The organism is Methylopila capsulata (genome assembly GCF_016907975.1).
Lineage (GTDB): Bacteria > Pseudomonadota > Alphaproteobacteria > Rhizobiales > Methylopilaceae > Methylopila > Methylopila capsulata.
In genome coordinates this window covers 713012-732491 of the sequence record NZ_JAFBCY010000001.1, presented here as the reverse complement: position 1 = coordinate 732491, position 19480 = coordinate 713012, and the positions used below count along the sequence as shown (strand labels likewise).

Below are 19480 nucleotides of genomic sequence, written 5' to 3'. Positions count from 1 at the left end.
CTAGGTTCATGGATCGTAAGGCGCCGGGAAACTACTAACTTGTCCCGAGGTGATCGTTTGGCCACAACGTGCCTCCGCGTCGGTTTGAGGGGACTTTGATGAAGCGGGTCGAAGGCAAGGGATCAGGCGCGGTCGCGTTGACGCGCGTGCGGACCGAAATCCGCGCCGCGCTCGGGCTGCTGGCGTTCTTCAGCGTCGCCATCAACCTGCTTCTGCTCGTCCCGTCGCTCTACATGATGCAGGTCTACGACCGCGTCCTGCGCAGCGGCGTGGTGGAGACGCTGATCTACATCACGCTGATCGCCGCGGCGTCGATCGCGGTCTACGCCGCGCTCGAATCGCTCCGTCTGCGCACGCTCGCCCGCATCGGCGAGTGGATCGAGGACACGCTGTTCGAGCCGGTGTTCGCGGCGGCCATGGGGGCGGAGCGGGGGCTCGTGAAGTCGTCCAGCGGCGCCTACGAAGGCACGCCGTTCAACGACCTGCGCGCGGTGCGCTCGTTCCTGTCCGGGCCGACGCTGCCTTCGCTGTGCGACACGCCGTGGATGCCGCTGTTCCTGCTCGGCTGCACCATCATCCACCCCTATCTCGGCCTGCTGGGCCTGGTGTTCTCGGTCCTCATCATCGCGCTCGCGCTCGTCAACGACCGGGTGACCAAGCCCGCGACCGAGAAGGTCGCGCAGGGGCATCAGGAAGCGCAACGCGTGCTGGCGGAAGCCGCGCGCAACGTCGACACCGTCGCCGCCATGGGCCTCGGCCGGCCGCTCGCGCAGCGCGCCAGCCGTGCGAACGGCGCCTCGACCGCGCTGCTGGCGGAAGCGACCGACACCGGCACGGTGATGATCGGCGCCGGCAAGTTCCTGCGCGTGGTCGCCCAGATCGCGACGCTCGCGCTCGGCGCCTGGCTCTCGCTCGGCGGCCACATCACGCCCGGCGGCATGATCGCGAGCTCGATCCTGCTGTCGCGGGCGCTCGCCCCGCTCGACCAGTCGATCGCCGCCTGGCGCGGCCTGCAGCAGGCGGGCGCGGCCTGGAAGCGCATCTCGGAGCTGCTCGACGCCTCCGAGGCCATCGTCGAGGAGCCGATCGCCCTGCCGGAGCCCGAGGGGCGGCTGACGCTCGCCGGCGTCACCGTGATGGCGCCCGGCAACGAGCGCGCGATCCTCGCCGGCGTCTCGCTCAACGTCACGCCGGGCGAGACGCTCGCCTTCATCGGGCCGTCCGGCTCCGGCAAGAGCACGCTCTGCCGCGCGATCGTCGGCTCGCGCGCGGCGCACCGCGGGTCGGTGCGGCTCGACGGCGGCGACATCATGCACTGGCGCGACGACCAGCGCCGCCGCTACGTGGGCTATCTCTCGCAGGGCACCGAGCTGTTCTCGGGCCGCGTGCGCGACATCATCGCCCGCTTCGACGAGCCCGACGACGCCAAGGTGGTGGACGCGGCGAAGCTCGCGGGGTGCCACGCCCTGATCCAGGCGCTGCCCCAGGGCTACGACACCGTGCTCGTCAACGGCGGCGCGCCGCTCTCCGGCGGCCAGCGCCAGCGCGTCGCGCTCGCCCGCGCCGTCTACGGCGACGTGCGCATCGTGGTGCTCGACGAACCCAACGCCAGCCTCGACGGAGAGGGCGAGCGGGCGCTCGTCACCTGCATGGCCACGCTGAAGCAACGCGGCGTCACCGTCGTGCTCGTCACCCACAAGCCGGCGCTCGCCCAGCTCGCGGACCGCGTCGCGGTCATGCAGAACGGCCAGATCTCGCGGCTCGGGCCGCCGACCGAGGTGCTGCGCGAACTGATGGCGCCGGTGCCGAACGAGCCGCGGACCGCCGCGGCGGGAGCGGGACGATGAGCGAGACGCGGTCGCCCAAGCTCTCCGCGCGGCTGCGCGGCGTCACCTTCGCCGGCTGCGTCGTGGTGTTCGGCTTCATGGGCGGCTTCGCCGTGTGGGCCACGACCGCGCCGCTCGCGGCCGGCGCCGTGGTGCGCGGCATCGTCGGCCCCGAGGCCAGCCGCAAGGTCGTGCAGCATCTCGAGGGCGGCATCGTCGCCGAGATCCTCGTCAAGGAAGGCGACCTCGTGACGCGCGGCCAGCCGCTGCTGACGCTGGAGCGCGCACAGGCGCAGGCGTCCTACGGGCAGTACCGCAACACGCTGTCGCGCCGGCAGGCCGAGGCCGCCCGGCTCGCCGCCCAGCTCGCCAACGCCGAGACCATCGACTTTTCCGCCGCCTTTCAGGCCGACCCACACGATCCGACGCTCCCGGTCTTCATCGAAGGCCAGCGCGCGCTGTTCGAGACCACCCGGCGCGACCAGGCGGAGCGGCTGGAGCTGCTGAAGGCGCAGATCGGCAAGCTGCAGGCCCAGATCGACGGCAACAAGGATCGGATCGGCGGCACGCTCGCCCAGCGCGACCTGATCGACGTGGAGATCGCCGACACGCAGGGGCTGTTCGACAAGGGCCTCGCCCGGAAGCCTCAGATGCTGGCGCTGCAGCGCCGGCGGTCCGAGCTCGACACCGACGTCGCGGCCTTCAACGCCGACATCCGCCGCGCCGAGGCCGAGATCGTCGAGAAGCAGGTGACGCTCCGCAACGTCGTCACCCAGCACCTTAACGAGACCTCGACCGACCTCGCCAAGGCGCGCTCCGAGATCGCCGGCCTCGAGGCCCGCGTGTCGGCCGCGGGCGACATCCTCACGCGCACCTCGGTGATCGCGCCCGAGACCGGCTTCGTGCTGAACCTGCAGGCCAAGACGGTCGGCGGCGTGGTGCGGCCGGGCACGGAGATCCTCGAGATCGTCCCGACCGAGGGCGACCTCGTGATCGAGGGCAAGGTCACCCCGCAGGAAATCCGCAACATCGAGGCCGGCATGCCGGCGCGGGTGTCGTTCCTCACCTTCGCCCAGCGCGACATGCCGATGATCCCCGGCCACGTGCTGCAGGTCGCGGCCGACATCATGACCGACCCCCAGACGCGCGAGACCTACTACACCGCGAAGGTCACCGTGGACCGCGCGGCCTTCCTGGCCTACGCCCGGCCCGAGGACCTCAAGCCCGGCACGCCGGTCGAGGCCTATGTCGAGGCGAAGAAGCGGGTTGCGGCGGAGTATTTCCTCGACCCCATCGTGCATTCGTTCCGCCGCAGCTTCCGCGAGCAGTGATCGCGCGCGGCGCGTGAAGGTCGCCATGCGGTCAGACCGAGGCGACCCCGTGTAACGCGCGCCGCCGCCTGCTGCGCGGCGGAGACCAGGTCTTTCGCGGACGCTGTCGCGGGCGGTCTTCGCTCGGCCGCCGTTGCTCTCTTTGCCGCCGCCGTCGCCCAGATCTTGGTTTCGCCCGCGCGCGGCGGAACCTCGGACAGGCCTCGGCGGTTTGCCCTGTCTGGGGCAATGAGCCTGTCTCCGGCAGGCGGAAGGTGACGACCGTTGGCCATCTCCGACGACTTTGCGCAGCCGCTGCAGGTCACGGCCGGCAGCGAGCGGCTGACGCTCGCGCAGCGGCGCGGCGCGTCCATCGGCCGCCTGCTCGATTCCGGCGCCAAGGTCAGCATGATCGGCCTGTTCGTGATCGTGCTGTCGACCGCGCTCAAGTTCGCCGCCGAAATCCTGATGCCGATGACGCTCGCGCTGATCCTCGGCCTGCTGCTCGGCCCCGGCATCGGCCGCATCGAGAAGAAGGGCGTCCCGTCGACGCTCGCCGCGCTGATCGTGGTGTTGCTGCTGATCGCGCTGATCTATCTCGCGGCCTACGCCTTCTCGCTGCCGCTGCAGTCCTGGATCGACCGCGCTCCAGAGCTGTGGCGTGCGCTTCAGCTCAAGGTCATCGAGCTCCGCGCCACCTTCCTCCAGATCCAGCAGGTCTCGGAGTCGCTGGAGAAGGTCGCCAACATGGGCGACAGGCAGACGCCCAAGGTTGTGCTGGAGCACGCAGGGCTGCTGTCGAGCGCCGCGCTGTCCGCTCCGGCCCTGATCGGCCAGGCCGCCCTGTTCCTGTGCACTCTGTTCTTCTACCTCGCGACCCGCACCTCGATCCGGCAGGGCCTGCTCGGCCTCTGCCTCGGCCGCAAGGCCCGACTGACGGCGGGCCGCGTGATGCGGGACGTCGAAGCCCGGGTCTCGGACTATCTCGTCACCATCACCGTCATCAACGTCGCGCTCGGCCTCGCCACCACGCTGCTGATGTGGGCGCTCGGCCTGCCCAGCCCCTCGCTCTGGGGCGCGCTCGCCTTCGTGCTGAACTACGCGCCGTTCCTCGGCCCCGCGCTGCTGACGCTGATCCTCGCGGGCGTCAGCCTGGTGAGCTTCGACACCACGCTCGCAGCCATGGCGCCGCCGCTCACGTTCGTCCTGCTCACCTTCCTCGAGGGCAACATCCTGACCCCGATGGTGCTCGGCCATCGCTTCACCATCAACCCGCTGCTGGTCCTGCTGGCGCTGGCGTTCTGGCTGTGGCTGTGGGGGCCCGTGGGCGCCTTCCTCGCCGTGCCGCTGCTGGTGATCGCCCTCGTGCTGATGAAGCACCTGCTGCTGCCGCAGGTCGCGCTGAAGGAGGAGGCCGACCGCCGCGCGGTGCGCCGCTACCGCATCGTGCGCCGCCGCTCCAAGCGCGGCGGCGGCGTGGTCGGACGCCCGGCGCCGGCGGAGTGAGCGGAACGAAGCCCCCGCACGGCGGGTTAGCCCTGAGACGACCGTTCACAGGAGGACATCATGCCCGCAGGCCCGAACGTCCCGAACCCGCCCATGCCCGGCGAGCCCGTGCGCCCGCCGATCCCGGACGAGGTCCCGGTGCAGGATCCGGACGTCGTTCCGAACCCCGAGCCCTCGATCGACCCCTCGATCGACGACGAGCCGATCTCGCCGCCCGAGCCGCCGATGATCGAACCGCCGATGTGAAGGGCGGCCATAAGGGCTGACTTGGTGAGCGCGCTGGGACTCGAACCCAGGACCTACAGATTAAAAGTCCGTTGCTCTACCAACTGAGCTACGCGCTCGCGACCGGCATGCGGCGCGGCGCGGACACTAGTTGGGGGGCGCGGCGCTTTCAAGCGGGTTTCGCGGGAGCGCGCTTCGCGCGCGTTCGGGCCCTCGGAACGCCGGGCTCCTGAAGGCGCTCGATCATCTCGCGGCGTTCGGCCTCGGAGGGAAAGGCGCGGGCCGGGGCGATCTGGAAGAGCTGGTCGGACTGATAGAGCAGAACCATGCCGTCGCGCTCCAGCCAGGCGCAGTAGTCGCCCCACGCGAAGTCCGACACGCCATGCGGGCCGCGCGACACAATCCGCGTCGCGTCCCATGACATCTCGTTCTCTCCGCCGAGGTTCTTCTGTTGCGCGAAGGTCCTGCGGGCGGCGAGCGGGATGGTCACGAAGTAGGCGAGGATTTGCGCGCCCACGACAACGGCCAGCAGAAGCAGGGGTAGGCGCCTGACGCTGAACCACGCGCCGGAGGCGTCCGGGTCCGGCGGGAGGATCAGCCCCATCAGGCTGAAAAACGCCAGCACGACGATCGACCAGAACAGCCAGGGGGAGGGACGGCGGATCGCGTTCATGAAATGAACGCGCATGGCCGCGGTCAGGTCCTGCTCGGTCAGGCGCATGCGAATCGAGGTCGTCAACCGGTCGTCTCCGTCTCATTTCCCCGCCGGACGACGAATCGGTGGCCGCTCCCGTCGGGCTCGCTCGAAAGCAGATCATCGCCGGTTTCGCGCAGGAAGTTGGGCACGTCGAGGGTCGCGAGCGGGTCGTCGGTCAGCGCCATCACCGTCGCGCCGGGGGGCATGCCGAGCAACGCCTTCCGCAGCCGAAGCACCGGAAGGGGGCAGCGCAGCCCCCGCAGATCGAGCGTCGTCGGGGCGCTCACCGGCGACCCCGCCCGACGGGACGGTTCCATGGTGCGGCGCGGCGCCGGACGGATTTCACTTCACGGCTTTGCAAGGGCTGCGCGCGGCCAAGGCAAGTTGTTAAAAACACTTGATTTTTCTTCTCGCGGTCGGTTGGGCGGCGTTTGACATTCGACCTATTCAAATCCTAAATTGACGTCATCGGCCGGCGGATGTCGGGCCTTTGATCTCGTCGGCGGCTGGAGAGCGGTCGGCTCATGAGGGAGGATGCTTCCCAGATGATCGGCGAATTTTCGCGGCGCCAGTTCCTACGGACGGCGGGCGCGGGCGTTGCCGGGACCACTCTCGGAGCCATGGGGTTCGGCGGCGCCGAACAGGCCATGGCGCAAGCGGTGCGGCCGTTCAAGCTGGCCCGCACCACCGAGACCCGCAACATCTGCCCCTACTGCTCCGTGGCCTGCGGCGTCATCCTGTACAGCCTCGGCGACAGGTCCAAGAACACCCACGCGTCGCTCCTGCATGTGGAGGGCGACCCGGACCATCCGACGAACCGCGGCACGCTCTGCCCCAAGGGAGCGGCGCTGCTGGACTTCGTGCATGCGGACACGCGGCTGAAGTACCCGATGCACCGCAAGCCCGGCTCGGAGACCTTCGAGCGGGTGACGTGGGACTTCGCGCTCGACCGCATCGCGCGCCTGATGAAGGACGACCGCGACAAGAACTTCCAGACCACCAGCAAGGACGGCGTCACCGTCAACCGCTGGACCTCGGTCGGGTTCCTGGCGGCCTCCGCCACCACCAACGAGACGGGAACGCTGACCTACAAGGTCATCCGCTCCCTCGGCGTCCTGCCCTTCGACAACCAGGCGCGCGTCTGACACGGACCGACGGTGGCGAGTCTCGCCCCAACATTCGGTCGCGGCGCCATGACGAACGCATGGGGCGACATCAAATACGCGGACCTCGTGGTCGTCATGGGCGGCAACGCCGCTGAGGCGCATCCGTGCGGCTTCAAATGGGTCACCGAGGCCAAGGCCAACCGCGGCGCCAAGCTGATCGTCGTCGACCCGCGCTTCACGCGGACCGCCTCGGTCGCCGACTTCTATTGCCCGATCCGGCCCGGCACCGACATCGCCTTCCTCGGCGGCGTCATCAACTACCTGCTGTCGAACGACAAGATCCAGCACGAGTACGTCAAGGCCTTCACCAACGCCTCCTACCTGGTGAAGCCGGAGTTCGGCTGGGCCGAGGGCCTGTTCACCGGCTACAACGAAGAGAAGCGCGACTACGACCGCTCGTCCTGGGACTACCAGATGGACGAGCAGGGCTACGCCAAGGTCGACCCGACCCTGCAGGACCCGCGCTGCGTGTTCCAGCTGATGAAGCAGCATTTCGCGGTCTACACGCCCGAGATGGTGGAGAAGATCTGCGGTTCGCCCAAGGACAAGTTCCTGAAGGTGGCCGAGATGATGTCCGAGTGCTCGACGCCGACGAAGACCATGACGTCGATGTACGCGCTCGGCTGGACCCAGCATTCGAAGGGCGCGCAGAACATCCGCGGCATGGCGATGATCCAGCTGCTGCTGGGCAACATCGGCGTGCGCGGCGGCGGCATGAACGCGCTCCGCGGCCACTCCAACATCCAGGGTCTCACTGACCTCGGCCTGCTGTCGAACTCGCTCCCCGGCTACATGAACCTGCCGACGGAGAAGGAGCCCGACTTCAACGCCTACATGTCGACCCGCGGCTTCAAGCCGCTGCGTCCCGGCCAGACCAGCTTCTGGCAGAACTACAAGAAGTTCTTCGTCTCGTTCCAAAAGTCCATGTGGGGCGACAAGGCCACGGCGGAGAACAACTGGGCCTTCGACTGGCTGCCAAAGCTCGACGTCACCTACGACGTGCTGCGCACGTTCGAGCTCATGAACCAGGGCAAGATCACCGGCTACTTCTGCCAGGGGTTCAACCCGCTGATGACCTTCCCCAACCGGGCGAAGATCACGGCCGGCCTCTCCAAGCTGAAGTTCCTGGTGACGATGGACCCGCTCGACACCGAGACCTCGCGGTTCTGGGAGAACCACGGCGAGTTCAACGACGTGAAAAGCGCGGACATCCAGACCGAGGTGTTCCAGCTGCCGACCAGCTGCTTCGCCGAGGACGAGGGTTCGATCGTGAACTCCGGCCGCTGGCTGCAGTGGCACAACGCGGCGGTCTCGCCTCCGGGCGAGGCCAAGGCCGACACCTGGATCATGGCCGGCCTGCACCTGCGGATAAAGGAGCTCTACCTCAAGGAGGGCGGCGCCTTCCCGGACCCGATCGTCAACCTGCGGTGGCCCTATGGCCAGCCGGAGGAGCCGGCGGCCGAGGAGCTCGCCAAGGAGATGAACGGCACGGCGCTCGCCGACGTGACCGATCCGAACGACCCGACCAAGGTGCTGGTGGCGAAGGGCAAGCTGCTCGACAGCTTCGGCCAGATGAAGGACGACGGCTCGACCGCCTCGTTCTGCTGGATCTACTCCGGCTGCTACACCGAGGCCGGCAACCAGATGTCGCGGCGCGACACCGCGGATCCGGCCGACACCGGGCTTGCGCCGAAATGGGCCTGGGCCTGGCCGCTCAACCGGCGGATCCTCTACAACCGCGCCTCGTCGGACGTGAACGGCAAGCCGTGGGATCCGTCGCGCAAGCTGGTCTGGTGGACCGGCGAGCGCTGGGGCGGCTACGACGTGCCGGACTACGGCCCGACGGTGAAGCCGGAAGCGTCGGTCGGGCCGTTCATCATGAACCCCGAGGGCGTGGCGCGGCTGTTCACCCGCGGCATGATGCGCGACGGGCCGTTCCCGTCGCACTACGAGCCGTTCGAGGCGCCGGTGGCGAACGCCATCGCGCCGAAGATCCGCGGCAATCCCGCCTCGCGCATCTTCAAGGCCGACCTCGAGGCGCTGGGGAACGCGGACGCGTTCCCGTACGTCGCGACCAGCTATCGCCTGACCGAGCACTTCCACCAGTGGACCAAGCACGTCTGGGTCAACGCGGTGCTGCAGCCCGAGTTCTTCGTCGAGATCTCGGAGCAGCTCGCCAAGGAGAAGGGCATCGAGAAGGGCGGCTGGGTGCGGGTGTGGTCGAACCGCGGGTCGATCAAGGCCAAGGCGGTCGTCACCAAGCGCATCAAGCCGCTGATGGTCGACGGGCGGCCGGTCCACGTGGTCGGCATCCCGCAGCACTGGGGCTTCATGGGCAAGACCAAGAAGGGCTACAACCCGAACTCGCTGACCCCCTTCGTCGGCGACGCCAACATCGAGACGCCTGAGTACAAGGCGTTCCTGGTCAACATCGAGCCGACCTCGGCTCCGGCGTCGGCATAAGGGAGGGCTGACACTATGGCTTCGTATCAGTCCCTCGACATCAAACGCCGCTCCGCCTCCACCTCGACCCCGCCGGCCGTTCGGTCGACGGGGCTCGAGGTGGCGAAGCTGATCGACGTGTCGAAATGCATCGGCTGCAAGGCCTGCCAGTCCGCCTGCCTCGAGTGGAACAACCTGCGCGAGGAGGTGGGCGTCAACACCGGCGTCTACGACAACCCGCACGACCTGACGGCGAACAGCTGGACGCTGATGCGCTTCAGCGAATGGGACAATCCGGACACCGGCAACTTCGAGTGGCTGATCCGCAAGGACGGCTGCATGCATTGCGCCGATCCCGGCTGCCTCAAAGCCTGCCCGTCGCCGGGGGCGATCGTCCAGTACACGAACGGCATCGTCGACTTCGTGTCGGAGAACTGCATCGGCTGCGCCTACTGCGTGAAGGGCTGCCCCTTCAACATCCCGCGCATCAGCCAGGTCGACCGCAAGGCCTACAAGTGCACCCTGTGCTCCGACCGCGTCGCGGTCGGCCAGGGCCCGGCCTGCGCCAAGGCCTGTCCGACGGCCGCCATCATGTTCGGCACCAAGGACGACATGAAGGAGCAGGCGGACCGCCGCATCACCGACCTCAAGTCCCGCGGCTTCGCCAACGCGGGTCTCTACGATCCGGCCGGCGTCGGCGGCACGCATGTGATGTACGTGCTGCACCACCTCGACAAGCCGGAGATCTACGCCGGCCTGCCGAAGGATCCGCAGATCAGCCCGCTGGTCTCGGCCTGGAAGGGGACGGGCAAGATCCTCGCGCTCGGCGCGCTGGCCTTCGCGGCCGTCGGCGCGTTCTTCCACCACACCGTTGTGGGGCCGAACCGGGTGTCTGAGACGGACGAGGAGAACGCCGCGGATCTTGCGGAGGAGGGCGCTCGGTCCGGCCCGACGCCTGAGACGAGGACGCTCTGATGGCCGTCGAGATCGAACGTCGTCCCATCATGGTCGAGCGGACGGAGGTCCGGCGCTACGGGGCCTCCGCCCGCGTCAACCACTGGATCACCGCCGCCACCTTCACCCTGCTCGCTCTGAGCGGGTTGGCGCTGTTCCATCCGAGCCTGTTCTTCCTCACCGACCTGTTCGGCGGCGGGGCGAACACCCGGGCGTTCCACCCCTGGCTCGGCGTGGTGCTGATCGCGAGCTTCGCGATCCTGTTCGTTCGATTCTGGAGCCACAACCTCTGGAACCGCGACGACACTCAATGGACTAAGCAGATCGGCGACGTGGTGAAGGGCGAGGAGGAGAAGCTCCCCGAACTCGGCAAATACAACGCCGGCCAGAAAATGGTGTTCTGGGGCACTGCGCTGCTCATCGTGGTGCTGTTCGCCACCGGCCTCGTGATCTGGGACGAGTACTTCCACGGGCTCGTCAGCATCGGCACGAACCGTCTTGCGGCGCTGGTGCACTCGCTCGCGGCGATCGCGGCGATCCTGCTGATCATCGTGCACGTCTACGCCGGCATCTGGGTCAAGGGGTCGATCCGCGGCATGACCGAAGGCCGCGTCACCGGCGGCTGGGCCTGGCGTCATCACCGCAAGTGGCTGCGGCAGGAAGCCAAGGGCGAAACCCACGACTGAGCTGGTCGCGCCATCGCTGAATGCAAAGCGGCCGGACCTCGACGAGGTCCGGCCGCTCAAGCCTCAGGGCCGCTCAACGATGAGCGGCGGACGTGACGTCCGGCTTAGAGACCGAACGGGTAGTCGCGATGGGCGTGATAGAGCGCGCGGCCCTGCTCTTCGAAGAAGGCCTCGAACTCGCTGACGAAGCGGGACAGGAAGCCGCCGAAGGCGGAGCCGGAGAACGTATCGACGAGAATGGCGGTCATGGTCTGCACCTCGGTTTGGGACGTTTGCCGCGTCCGGTGAACTCGATGCTTGGTATTTGGCATACCAGTGCGCCGTATTAAACCTTCGTCTAAGCATGGCTGATGCGTGCGCGGTGCACGTCGCGCCTGAGGCCCGGCGTCCTGGGCTCGGCCGCCTCGACGCGTCGACCGCGAGATCCGGCGCGGAAGCCTGCTCTCCGAGCACGATCGCCTCTTCCAATCCCCCTGCGTGATAGCATCCCCTGTCGCCTGCGTTTCGGAGTGTCCCATGGCCGGTCCCGCCTCCATCGAACCGACGCCGATCGACGTCGGCGCGGTCGCGAAGCCCGACTTCGCGGTCGCGCCCGATCTGGCGCGGCTGTTCGCCGACCGCGTCGCGCGTTTCGAGACGCTGGCGCCGGGCCATCCGCTCGACGCCTACCTGCGGTTCCTCGCCGGGATCGCGCGGGCGCAGCATGACGTCGCGGCCGATCTGCCGGAGCCGAAGCTGCCTGCGGGAGACGCGCTCGACCGCGCCTTCGAGTTCGGCATGCCGCCGATCGACCGCGCGCGCTTCGACGTGGACGAGGCGGCGCATGCGACGCTGGAGCGGCTGGTCGCTGCGGTCGCCACCCTGCCGATGCCGGAGCAGGCGGCCGCCGCCCGCCGGCGCATCGCCGACGGCGACCGGGCGTTCCGGGAGCGCCTGCTGGTGGACGTGATCGAGACCGCGACCTCGCTCGAGACGCTGGCCGAACATGTCTTCGCCGCCGCCGCGCTGCAGGTTCATTTCGCCCGGCTCGCGTCCCGTCTGGACGTCGCTCGGCTGCAGTCGGTCGGCGTCGGCGCCTGCCCCGCCTGTGGCGGCCCGCCGGTCGCGAGCCTCGTGGTCGGCTGGTCGAGCGCGCACGGTTCGCGCTACGTCGCCTGCAGCCTCTGCGGCACGCTCTGGAACCACGTCCGCATCAAATGCGTGGCCTGCGACGCGACCGACAAGATCTCGTACCACGCACTGTCCGAGGACGGCGAAACGCTGGCCGACGCGCAAGGCGAGGCCCCGACCGGACGGGCGCGCAAGGACGAAGCGACCGCCAAGGCCGAGTGTTGCGACGCGTGCGGGCTCTATCTGAAGATATTCCATCAACATCTTGATCCCGCGATGGATCCGGTGGCGGACGACGTCGCCACGTTGGGCCTTGACCTTAAGGTCCGGGAAGCGGGCTGGGCGCGGGCGGCGTTCAACCCCTATCTTCTGGGGTACTGATCGATTCCGTCAGGACGCGCCGACCGCATGGACGACAGCCCTTCCGCCCGCCCGCCGTTCCCCGCCGTCGACCGCGTCCTCGCGGCGCCGCAGGCGGCCGTCGCGATCGAGCGCTACGGGCGCGTGGCGACGGTCGCCGCGGTCCGCGCGAGCCTCGCCGCGGCGCGGTCCGCCTGGCTCGCGGGCGCGGCGGTGGACGTGTCCGTGGAGCGGATCGCGATTGTCGCGACGGCGCGGCTGGAGGCGGACGACGCGCCGAGCCAGCGGCGCGTGCTGAACCTGACGGGCACGGTGCTGCACACCAATCTCGGCCGCGCGCTGCTGAGCGAGGAGGCGATCGCCGCCGTCACCGCCGCCATGCGCTCCCCGACCGCGCTCGAGTTCGACGTCGCCACCGGCCAGCGCGGCGAGCGCGACGACCACGTGCGGGGGCTGCTGCGCGAGTTGACCGGAGCGGAGGACGCCGTCGCCGTCAACAACAACGCCGCCGCCGTGCTGCTGACGCTGAACTCGCTGAGCGAAGGCCGGGAGACGATCGTCTCGCGCGGCGAGCTGATCGAGATCGGCGGCTCCTTCCGCATGCCCTCCATCATGGCGCGCGCGGGCTGTCGGCTGGTCGAGGTGGGAACCACCAACCGCACCCATCTTGCCGACTATGCCGAGGCGATCGGTCCCGACACCGCCCTGCTGATGAAGGTCCACCCCTCGAACTACCGCGTGGAAGGCTTCACCAAGGAGGTCGCCGCGAAGGAGCTCGCGCCGCTGGCGCGCGAGCGCCAGCTGCCGCTGGTCGACGACCTCGGCTCGGGCGTGCTGGTGGACCTCTCGGCCTACGGCCTGCAGCGCGAGCGCACGGTTCAAGAGGCGGTGGCGGACGGCGGCGACCTCGTCACCTTCTCCGGCGACAAGCTGCTCGGCGGCCCTCAGGCCGGGCTCGTCGTCGGCCGGGCCGATCTCGTGAAGCGGCTCGCGAAGAACCACCTGAAGCGCGCGCTGCGGCTGGACAAGCTTCGGCTCGCCGCGCTCGAGGCCACGCTGAAGCTCTACCGCGATCCTGACCGTCTCGCGCGGCGGCTGCCCACGCTCGCGCTGCTGACGCGGCCCGCCGATGCGCTCAAGACCCTCGCCGCGCGGTTCGCGCCGGCGCTCGCGCGCGCGGTCGGCCCCGCGTTCGCGGTCGCGGTGGTCGACGCCGAGAGCCAGATCGGTTCGGGCGCGCTGCCGCTCGCGGCGATCCCGAGCGGCGGTCTCGCGGTGTCCGCGAGCGAGGGCAAGCGCGCCGGCTCGGCGCTGACCGAGCTCGCGGCGGCGTTTCGCGCGCTGTCGGTCCCTGTGATCGGCCGCATCGCCGACGATCGCCTGATCTTCGATCTGCGTGGCCTCGACGACGAGGCCGTGTTCGACGCCATGCTGGCGGAACTCGCCTCAGCGCGAGAAGGAGCCGCCGCGTGAGCTGGATCGATCGCATCAAGGCGCGTTTCGCGCCTCCGCCGCCGCCGAAGACCGTGGAGGAGCGCCTGTCGCAGGCGTTCGAGGCCGCGCAGGCCGACGACCATGGCGCGGCCGTCGCCCTCTGGCGCGTGCTGGCCGATGAGGGCGTGGCGCGGGCGCAGAGCAATCTCGGCGCCTGCTACGCGGAAGGGCTCGGCGTGGCGCGCGATCCTGCGGCGGCGGCGGAGTGGTTCGCGAAGGCGGCGCGCGCGGGCGACGCCGTCGGTCGGCGCAATCTCGCGGCCCTTCACTTCAAGGGCGAGGGCGTCCCCCAGGACGACGCCGCGGCGCTCGCGCTCTACGGCCAGGCCGCCGAGCAGGACGACCCCGCAGCCCAGGACATGCTGAGCTGGATGCTGCTGGAGGGGCAGGGCGCCCCGCAGGATCTCGCCGGAGCGCGCCACTGGGCGCTGGCCGCGGCGGAGAACGGCGTGGCGAGCGCCATGACGCGGCTCGGCCTGATGGCGAACAACGCGCTCGGGATGGAGCGCAACAAGACGGAGGCCGCCAGCTGGTGGGCCGAGGCCGCCCGACGGGGCGATGCGGACGGGCAGGCGATGCTGGGGGCCGCGCTGCATCTCGGCCAGGGTGTGGCGAAGGACGACGCGGCGGCGCTCGGCTGGCTGCTCAGGGCCGAAGCCGGCGGCAGCGGATTGGCGACGCCCTTCCTGGGCGCGGTCCGCGCCGCCCTGACCGACGACGAGGCCCGCCGGGCCGAGGCCTCCGCCCACGCGCCCATGGACGCGCCGTCGAGGTGATCGTCGGCGCGGCCGGGCACATCGACCACGGCAAGTCGGCCCTGGTGCGGGCGCTGACCGGCGTCGACACCGACCGGCTGAAGGAGGAGAAGGCCCGCGGCATCTCCATCGACCTCGGCTTCGCCTATCTGCCGCGGCCGGACGGCGCGACGCTCGGCTTCGTGGACGTTCCCGGCCATGAGCGCTTCGTCCGCAACATGCTGGCGGGCGCCAGCGGGATCGACTTCGTGCTGCTGGTGGTGGCGGCGGACGACGGACCGATGCCGCAGACCCGGGAGCACCTCGCCATCGTCGACATGCTCGGCGTCTCGCGCGGCGCCGTGGCCCTCACCAAGGTCGATCTCGTCGACGACGACCGCCGGCTCGAGGCCGAGATCGAGGTCGCCGCGCTGCTGTCGGGGACGAGGCTGGACGGCGCGGCCGTGGTCCCGGTCTCGACCGTGACGGGCGAGGGGATCGCGTCGCTGCTCGCGCTGTTGGACGCGGCCCGCGCGGAGACGCCCGAGCGGCCCGCGGCGGGCCGGTTCCGCATGTCGATCGACCGCAGCTTCACGCTGCCCGGCGCCGGCACGGTGGTGACCGGCGCCGTGCGCGACGGCGTGGTGCGGGTGGGCGACGCGGTGGTCGTCTCGCCCCAGGGGCTGGAGGCGCGCGTGCGCGCGATCCACGCGCAGAACCAGCCGGCGGAGGAGGGGCGGCCGGGCGAGCGCTGCGCGCTCAACCTTGTCGGTCCCGGCGTGACGAAGGACGCGATGTCTCGCGGCGACGTCGTCCAGGCGGCGGAGCTGCACGCGCCGACCGATCGGCTCGACGTGGAGCTGACCCTGCTGTCGACCGAGCCGCGTCCGCTCGTGGCCTGGAGCCCGGCGCGGCTGCACCACGGCGCGGCCGAGATCGCCGCCCGCGTGGTCCCGATCGACGGCGACGCCATTCCGCCGGGCGCGACGGCGCGCGCGCAGCTGGTCCTGGACCGGCCGCTTGCCGCGATCGCCCTCGACCGTTTCGTGCTGCGCGACGTCGGCGGCGCCCGCACCATCGCCGGCGGGCGCATCCTGGACCTGCGGGGGCCGTCGCGGCGGCGGCGGTCGCCGGAGCGGACGGCGCAGCTGGAGGCGCTCGCCCACGACGACCACGGCCATGCGCTCGCGGCCCTCCTCGCCGCGCCCCCGCAGGCCGTCGACCTCGACGCCTTCGCCCGCGACCGCAACGCGCCCGCCGGAGAGATGGCGGCCGTCGTCGCGCGGCTCGGCCTCGTGCGCCTGCCCGCGGGCAGGGGGCGAACCGTCGCCGTGGCGGGCGAGGCCTGGCGCGCCTTCGCGGCCTCCGTCGCCGAGACCCTTGCGGCCTATCACGCCGACAATCCGGATCTGCAGGGCATGGGGGCGGAGCGGCTGCGCCTCGCGGCCGAGCCGCGGCTGCCGGCGCCGGCGTTCCTCGCCGCGCTCGCCGCGCTTCAGCGCGCGGGCGCGGTGGCGGTGGAGGGCGCCTGGACGCGGCTGCCGGGCCACGTCGTCCGGCTCGCGCCCGTCGACGACGAGTTGTGGGAGGCGATCGCGCCGCGGCTCGCCGGCGACCTGCGGTTCCGCCCTCCGCGGGTGCGCGACCTCGGCGCGGAGCTTGGGGAGAGCGAGGCGGACGTCCGCCGCGTGCTCAAGCTCGTCGGCCGTCTCGGCCGCGTGGACGAGATCGCCCACGACCACTTCTTCCTGCGCGAGACGACCGCCGAGATGGTCGACGTGGCGGAGACTGCCGCGGCCGACGACCCGGCGGGCGTCCTCACCGCCGCACGTTTCCGCGACAGGCTCGACAACGGGCGCAAGGTCGCCATACAGATTCTCGAGTTCTTCGACCGCCACGGCGTCACCATCCGCCGCGGCGACGAACGGCGCATCAACCGCCGCCGCCGCGACCTGTTCCGCCGCAAGGACGTGACGGAGCAAAGCGAGGCGTGAACGCGTCACGGAGGAGAAGCGTCCCCGGTGGGGCGGCCGGCCTTCAAAGCCGGAGGGGGCCGTCAGCCGGTCTCCGGTGGGTTCGACTCCCACTCTCTTCCACCAGCAGCCCCTAGTCGCTGAGCCTTCAAGACGCCGGCCTTCGCCACCGGCGGCTCCGTCTCCGGTCCCGGCGGCCCCCGCTCCGACGAAATCATGGCCCGCCTGTCCAACGGCGAGTTCGTCGTAAACGCGCAGGCCACGAAAGAGCACCGGCCGATGCTCGACGCGATCAACTCGGGCATGGTCCCGAGGTTCGCGGACGGCGGCTACGTGGGCCGTGCGGATCGAAGGGCCTGATGGGCGGGAAGGCCGGCGGCAGCACCGTCAACATGGGGGATATCAACTTCACCATGCCGTCTTCGTCCGGCGACCCAAGAAGGACACCGCTTTCGGCAAGCAGACCGCACAGATGGTTCGCGACGCCTTGCGCTCGGAAATCGCCGATTGGTACATGCAGGAGCGACGCCCCGGCGGCATGATCGCCGACGATGCCTATTGATCATCAACAGCGTTCGATACTTTGACAATATTATTTAATCTTATAGCCCGACAGCCACCTATTCAAAAAATAGACGATAGATAAAAATGCGAAAATCATCGAAATTTGAATGTAGTCAATAGCTTCCGCTGGGCGGTAAAGCCATACGTAGACACTAGCAGCGCACAACATTACCAATATTAATGACAATAGGCCGCGCGCTGAAAATACGTGCTCGCTCCTTATGGTATCTGATTTAGACCATTTCGAGCGACCGATCAGAAACGAGCCTGCCAACCAAAGCAATATAAGGGCGATAAAAGGCACCCATTGCCAAAATATATCTATATAGATATTAGTGACCATACTATAATTCCCTAATAAAAATCAGTAAAAAGTAGAGCATGTTGATCCGCGTCATGATCTACTAGGGCCGATAAGTTAAGCGCGGGAGCGACCGGCGACGCCGCGAAATCAAATGCACGGCGCACCTCTCTCGCCAGTGTTGTCCGCGAACGACACCCCGAGCTTCGCGCGCAATTCCTCTATTCGGGAGCGCCGCTGCTCGGGCTCCTGGGGCTCGCTGGCTACGGGAGGATCGCGAGGCCGATCTTCGGCATCGGTCCTTCTCATCGCCTCGCGGCCGGCGTGCTCCCGCGCTTGGCGCTCTCGCCACTCTCTCTCCCCTTGGTCAACATTTGCGAACGATACGCCGAGCTTCGTGCGAAGTTCCTCTATTCGGGAGGGTCGCTCCCCTTGCTCCACGTGCTTCGTCACTGAGGAGCCCAGCTTGCGAAGCCGATCTTCAGCATCCTTGCGCGCCTTAGCGATCCGCTCAGCTAGTTCTCGGGCTTCGCGTTCTTTTTGCTCACGGATAATCTGCATGCGGGTCTGGTTCCCCGCCTCCCGCCACCGCTCAATTTCATCCTGCGCGCGCCGCGCCTTTAGCTCGCTCTCGGACAGCCGGCGATCCGCCATATCGCGTTGCAGCTTCGCAAGCTCTTTCGCCGTGTACCCGGTCACGCCCGTGGTGCTCGTCTGCGCGAGGCCGGCCGAATGCCGCGTGACGCCTCGGTTCTTCTGATGCCACGCGAGCCATGTCGCGTAGGCCTGATCCTCGCTGATGCCCTTCTTGCGCGCGTTGCGCCTGATCCAGCGCTGGGCATTGCTATACGGCATCGGAACGCCGGTGGCGTCCATGTGCTCTTTGTTGGCTTGCACCGCCACTGCAATGCCGATTACGGCGAACACGATCCCGATGATGGTTTCGATCATAATGCGCCCTTCGCCCTGTCCGCGAGGATTAGGGTAGTCTCAGACCGCGGCGCTCGCCAAGATTGTAGAAAGCGAAGAACGATGAAACTTCCCTACATTCGGCCGTCCACCGAGGAGGAGAAGATCAGGCGTCGCGAACTTGACGAGCACATGAAAAGCCGACCGCTCTCCCCTTGCATCGATCAGACACCAGAGGACATCGAACGCTACTACAGGACTGAGCCCGAGGGCTCACTGGCGGCCGTAAGACACACGCAGTACCACACCCTTCAGTACGTCCTCACCACGATCAGGGATCGCCGGCCGGGAGGTCGGATTGGGATCGAGGGTGCCGGTGATTTTTACATGAGAAGCGGCAAGAACTGCTTCCACCCCACCGGGCAGACCAAGCTCGTGGTCCCGACTGCGCCGTGAAGGCGTGGGCAGAAGCAAACCCGCGCGGGCTCCGGGGCGTGAGCATCTATCGGTGGGAGGATCGTCCCTTCCAGCCGAAGGAGTAGCGCTTGGCCGAGGGTGATAAACCGTGTATACCGCCGGTCACCGGGCAGGGCTGAAACGCTTGATTTTCTTGGAGTTGAGGGTGCAGTTTTTCGCGTCCCACTCTCTTCCACCAGCAGCCACGAGAGGCCCTAGTCGATGACCGGTCTGGACCGGCCTTACGCCCTCGCCGCGCTCGAGCGGACGGCGCTTGCGGCCGACGCGGAGGAGAAGCGGTTCCGCGCCAGCGTGGCGGAGGAGACCACGCGTCGCGAGACCGCGCGGCGCCGCGCGTTTCGCCGGTATGCCTTCCTCAAGGCGCTCGTCGACGCCGACGTCGCGGCGCCGGACCGCGAGGCGTCCCACCTCGCGCAGCGCGCGGCCGCGGCGGCCGAGCTTGAGTGGGAGGAGATCGACGAGGCCCGCAAGCCGGTGCTGGACGCGCTGACGGCGCTGGCGGACGCGATCCACGACGCCCGCACGGGCGCGCTGCCGCCGGAAGAGGCGGGGGCCGCCACGCTGCAGGCGCTCGAAGCCTTCGAAGGCTGGTACGAAGGCGCGCGGGGGCTCGCCTTCGCCGAACTGTTCGACCGCTACATGCCGGAGACGCCGCTTGTCGACTTCTGAGGCTCCCGCGCGGAATCGGGTTCCGGGACGTGGTCCGGAACGACGCGTTTTGGATCGGGGCGCCACGGTCGGGGTCC

The 19480-nt window shown here is 69.0% G+C and carries 19 protein-coding genes and 2 tRNA genes; 16 read left to right on the top strand and 5 right to left on the bottom strand.

All coding sequences use genetic code 11. From position 1 onward, the window contains the following. Window positions 1-98: 98 nt before the first annotated feature. The 4 genes from JOD31_RS03450 to JOD31_RS03435 all read left to right on the top strand — a co-directional run bounded on the left by JOD31_RS03450 (window position 99) and on the right by JOD31_RS03435 (window position 4888). Entirely contained in the window at window positions 99-1847 is a 1749-nt protein-coding gene (locus JOD31_RS03450) for a type I secretion system permease/ATPase (protein WP_204948892.1), read from the top strand. Then, window positions 1844-3157, top strand: a complete 1314-nt coding sequence (locus tag JOD31_RS03445) for an HlyD family type I secretion periplasmic adaptor subunit (protein ID WP_204948891.1) — start codon at window positions 1844-1846, stop codon at window positions 3155-3157. The genes JOD31_RS03450 and JOD31_RS03445 overlap by 4 nt, the downstream gene beginning before the upstream one ends. Before the next feature lie 264 nt (window positions 3158-3421). Beyond that, window positions 3422-4642 carry an AI-2E family transporter gene (locus JOD31_RS03440; RefSeq protein WP_204948890.1) on the top strand — a complete coding sequence of 407 codons (1221 nt, stop codon included), beginning with the start codon at window positions 3422-3424 and terminating at the stop codon, window positions 4640-4642. 60 nt (window positions 4643-4702) lie between these two features. Then, window positions 4703-4888: a hypothetical protein gene (locus JOD31_RS03435; protein ID WP_204948889.1), complete on the top strand. Its 186-nt coding sequence runs from the start codon at window positions 4703-4705 to the stop codon at window positions 4886-4888. 22 nt (window positions 4889-4910) lie between these two features. Here the strand turns inward: JOD31_RS03435 and JOD31_RS03430 are convergent. The 3 genes from JOD31_RS03430 to JOD31_RS03420 form a co-directional block, all read right to left on the bottom strand. Continuing rightward, window positions 4911-4986: transfer RNA gene (locus JOD31_RS03430), tRNA-Lys, on the bottom strand. Window positions 4987-5036: 50 nt separating this feature from the next. Next, window positions 5037-5606: a YcxB family protein gene (locus JOD31_RS03425; RefSeq protein ID WP_204948888.1), complete on the bottom strand. Its 570-nt coding sequence runs from the start codon at window positions 5604-5606 to the stop codon at window positions 5037-5039. Then, entirely contained in the window at window positions 5603-5851 is a 249-nt protein-coding gene (locus JOD31_RS03420) for a sulfurtransferase TusA family protein (protein ID WP_271206153.1), read from the bottom strand. Before JOD31_RS03420 ends, JOD31_RS03425 begins: the two co-directional genes overlap by 4 nt. Window positions 5852-6109: 258 nt before the next feature. Here JOD31_RS03420 and fdnG point away from each other — a divergent pair, with 258 nt between their 5' ends. Genes fdnG through JOD31_RS03405 form a run of 3 tightly spaced genes read left to right on the top strand, consistent with a single transcriptional unit; the run spans window position 6110 to window position 10812 of the window. Beyond that, on the top strand, window positions 6110-9193 hold the full coding sequence (gene fdnG, locus JOD31_RS03415) for a formate dehydrogenase-N subunit alpha (protein WP_204948886.1): 3084 nt from the start codon (window positions 6110-6112) through the stop codon (window positions 9191-9193). Between the two features lie 15 nt (window positions 9194-9208). Next, the gene (gene fdxH, locus JOD31_RS03410; RefSeq protein WP_204948885.1) at window positions 9209-10147 is read left to right on the top strand and encodes a formate dehydrogenase subunit beta; all 939 of its coding nucleotides are present in this window, start codon (window positions 9209-9211) and stop codon (window positions 10145-10147) included. After that, complete coding sequence (locus JOD31_RS03405) at window positions 10147-10812, top strand: formate dehydrogenase subunit gamma (protein WP_204948884.1); 666 nt, start codon at window positions 10147-10149, stop codon at window positions 10810-10812. Before fdxH ends, JOD31_RS03405 begins: the two co-directional genes overlap by 1 nt. A gap of 104 nt (window positions 10813-10916) precedes the next feature. Here JOD31_RS03405 and JOD31_RS03400 read toward each other — a convergent pair whose 3' ends face one another. Beyond that, on the bottom strand, window positions 10917-11060 hold the full coding sequence (locus tag JOD31_RS03400) for a hypothetical protein (protein WP_204948883.1): 144 nt from the start codon (window positions 11058-11060) through the stop codon (window positions 10917-10919). 268 nt (window positions 11061-11328) lie between these two features. Between JOD31_RS03400 and fdhE the strand changes: the two genes are divergently transcribed. The 7 genes from fdhE to JOD31_RS03365 all read left to right on the top strand — a co-directional run bounded on the left by fdhE (window position 11329) and on the right by JOD31_RS03365 (window position 17045). After that, window positions 11329-12303 (top strand): formate dehydrogenase accessory protein FdhE, encoded by a 975-nt coding sequence (gene fdhE, locus JOD31_RS03395; protein ID WP_204948882.1) that lies wholly within the window; start codon window positions 11329-11331, stop codon window positions 12301-12303. A 27-nt stretch (window positions 12304-12330) separates the two neighbouring features. Further along, complete coding sequence (gene selA / locus JOD31_RS03390; RefSeq protein ID WP_204948881.1) at window positions 12331-13755, top strand: L-seryl-tRNA(Sec) selenium transferase; 1425 nt, start codon at window positions 12331-12333, stop codon at window positions 13753-13755. After that, on the top strand, window positions 13752-14552 hold the full coding sequence (locus JOD31_RS03385) for a tetratricopeptide repeat protein (RefSeq protein WP_204948880.1): 801 nt from the start codon (window positions 13752-13754) through the stop codon (window positions 14550-14552). The genes selA and JOD31_RS03385 overlap by 4 nt, the downstream gene beginning before the upstream one ends. Continuing rightward, window positions 14549-16504 carry a selenocysteine-specific translation elongation factor gene (gene selB / locus JOD31_RS03380; RefSeq protein ID WP_204948879.1) on the top strand — a complete coding sequence of 652 codons (1956 nt, stop codon included), beginning with the start codon at window positions 14549-14551 and terminating at the stop codon, window positions 16502-16504. Before JOD31_RS03385 ends, selB begins: the two co-directional genes overlap by 4 nt. Window positions 16505-16513: 9 nt before the next feature. Continuing rightward, window positions 16514-16609 (top strand) — tRNA-Sec (locus JOD31_RS03375). A 90-nt stretch (window positions 16610-16699) separates the two neighbouring features. Next, window positions 16700-16843, top strand: a complete 144-nt coding sequence (locus JOD31_RS03370) for a hypothetical protein (RefSeq protein WP_204948878.1) — start codon at window positions 16700-16702, stop codon at window positions 16841-16843. Then, window positions 16824-17045 carry a hypothetical protein gene (locus JOD31_RS03365; protein WP_204948877.1) on the top strand — a complete coding sequence of 74 codons (222 nt, stop codon included), beginning with the start codon at window positions 16824-16826 and terminating at the stop codon, window positions 17043-17045. The genes JOD31_RS03370 and JOD31_RS03365 overlap by 20 nt, the downstream gene beginning before the upstream one ends. Window positions 17046-17498: 453 nt before the next feature. Here JOD31_RS03365 and JOD31_RS03360 read toward each other — a convergent pair whose 3' ends face one another. Further along, window positions 17499-18299: a hypothetical protein gene (locus tag JOD31_RS03360; protein WP_204948876.1), complete on the bottom strand. Its 801-nt coding sequence runs from the start codon at window positions 18297-18299 to the stop codon at window positions 17499-17501. 81 nt (window positions 18300-18380) lie between these two features. On the opposite strand from JOD31_RS03360, the gene JOD31_RS03355 reads away from it, so the two are divergent. After that, the gene (locus tag JOD31_RS03355; RefSeq protein ID WP_204948875.1) at window positions 18381-18713 is read left to right on the top strand and encodes a hypothetical protein; all 333 of its coding nucleotides are present in this window, start codon (window positions 18381-18383) and stop codon (window positions 18711-18713) included. Window positions 18714-18935: 222 nt separating this feature from the next. After that, window positions 18936-19403: a hypothetical protein gene (locus JOD31_RS03350; RefSeq protein ID WP_204948874.1), complete on the top strand. Its 468-nt coding sequence runs from the start codon at window positions 18936-18938 to the stop codon at window positions 19401-19403. The last annotated feature ends 77 nt before the right edge of the window (window positions 19404-19480 follow it).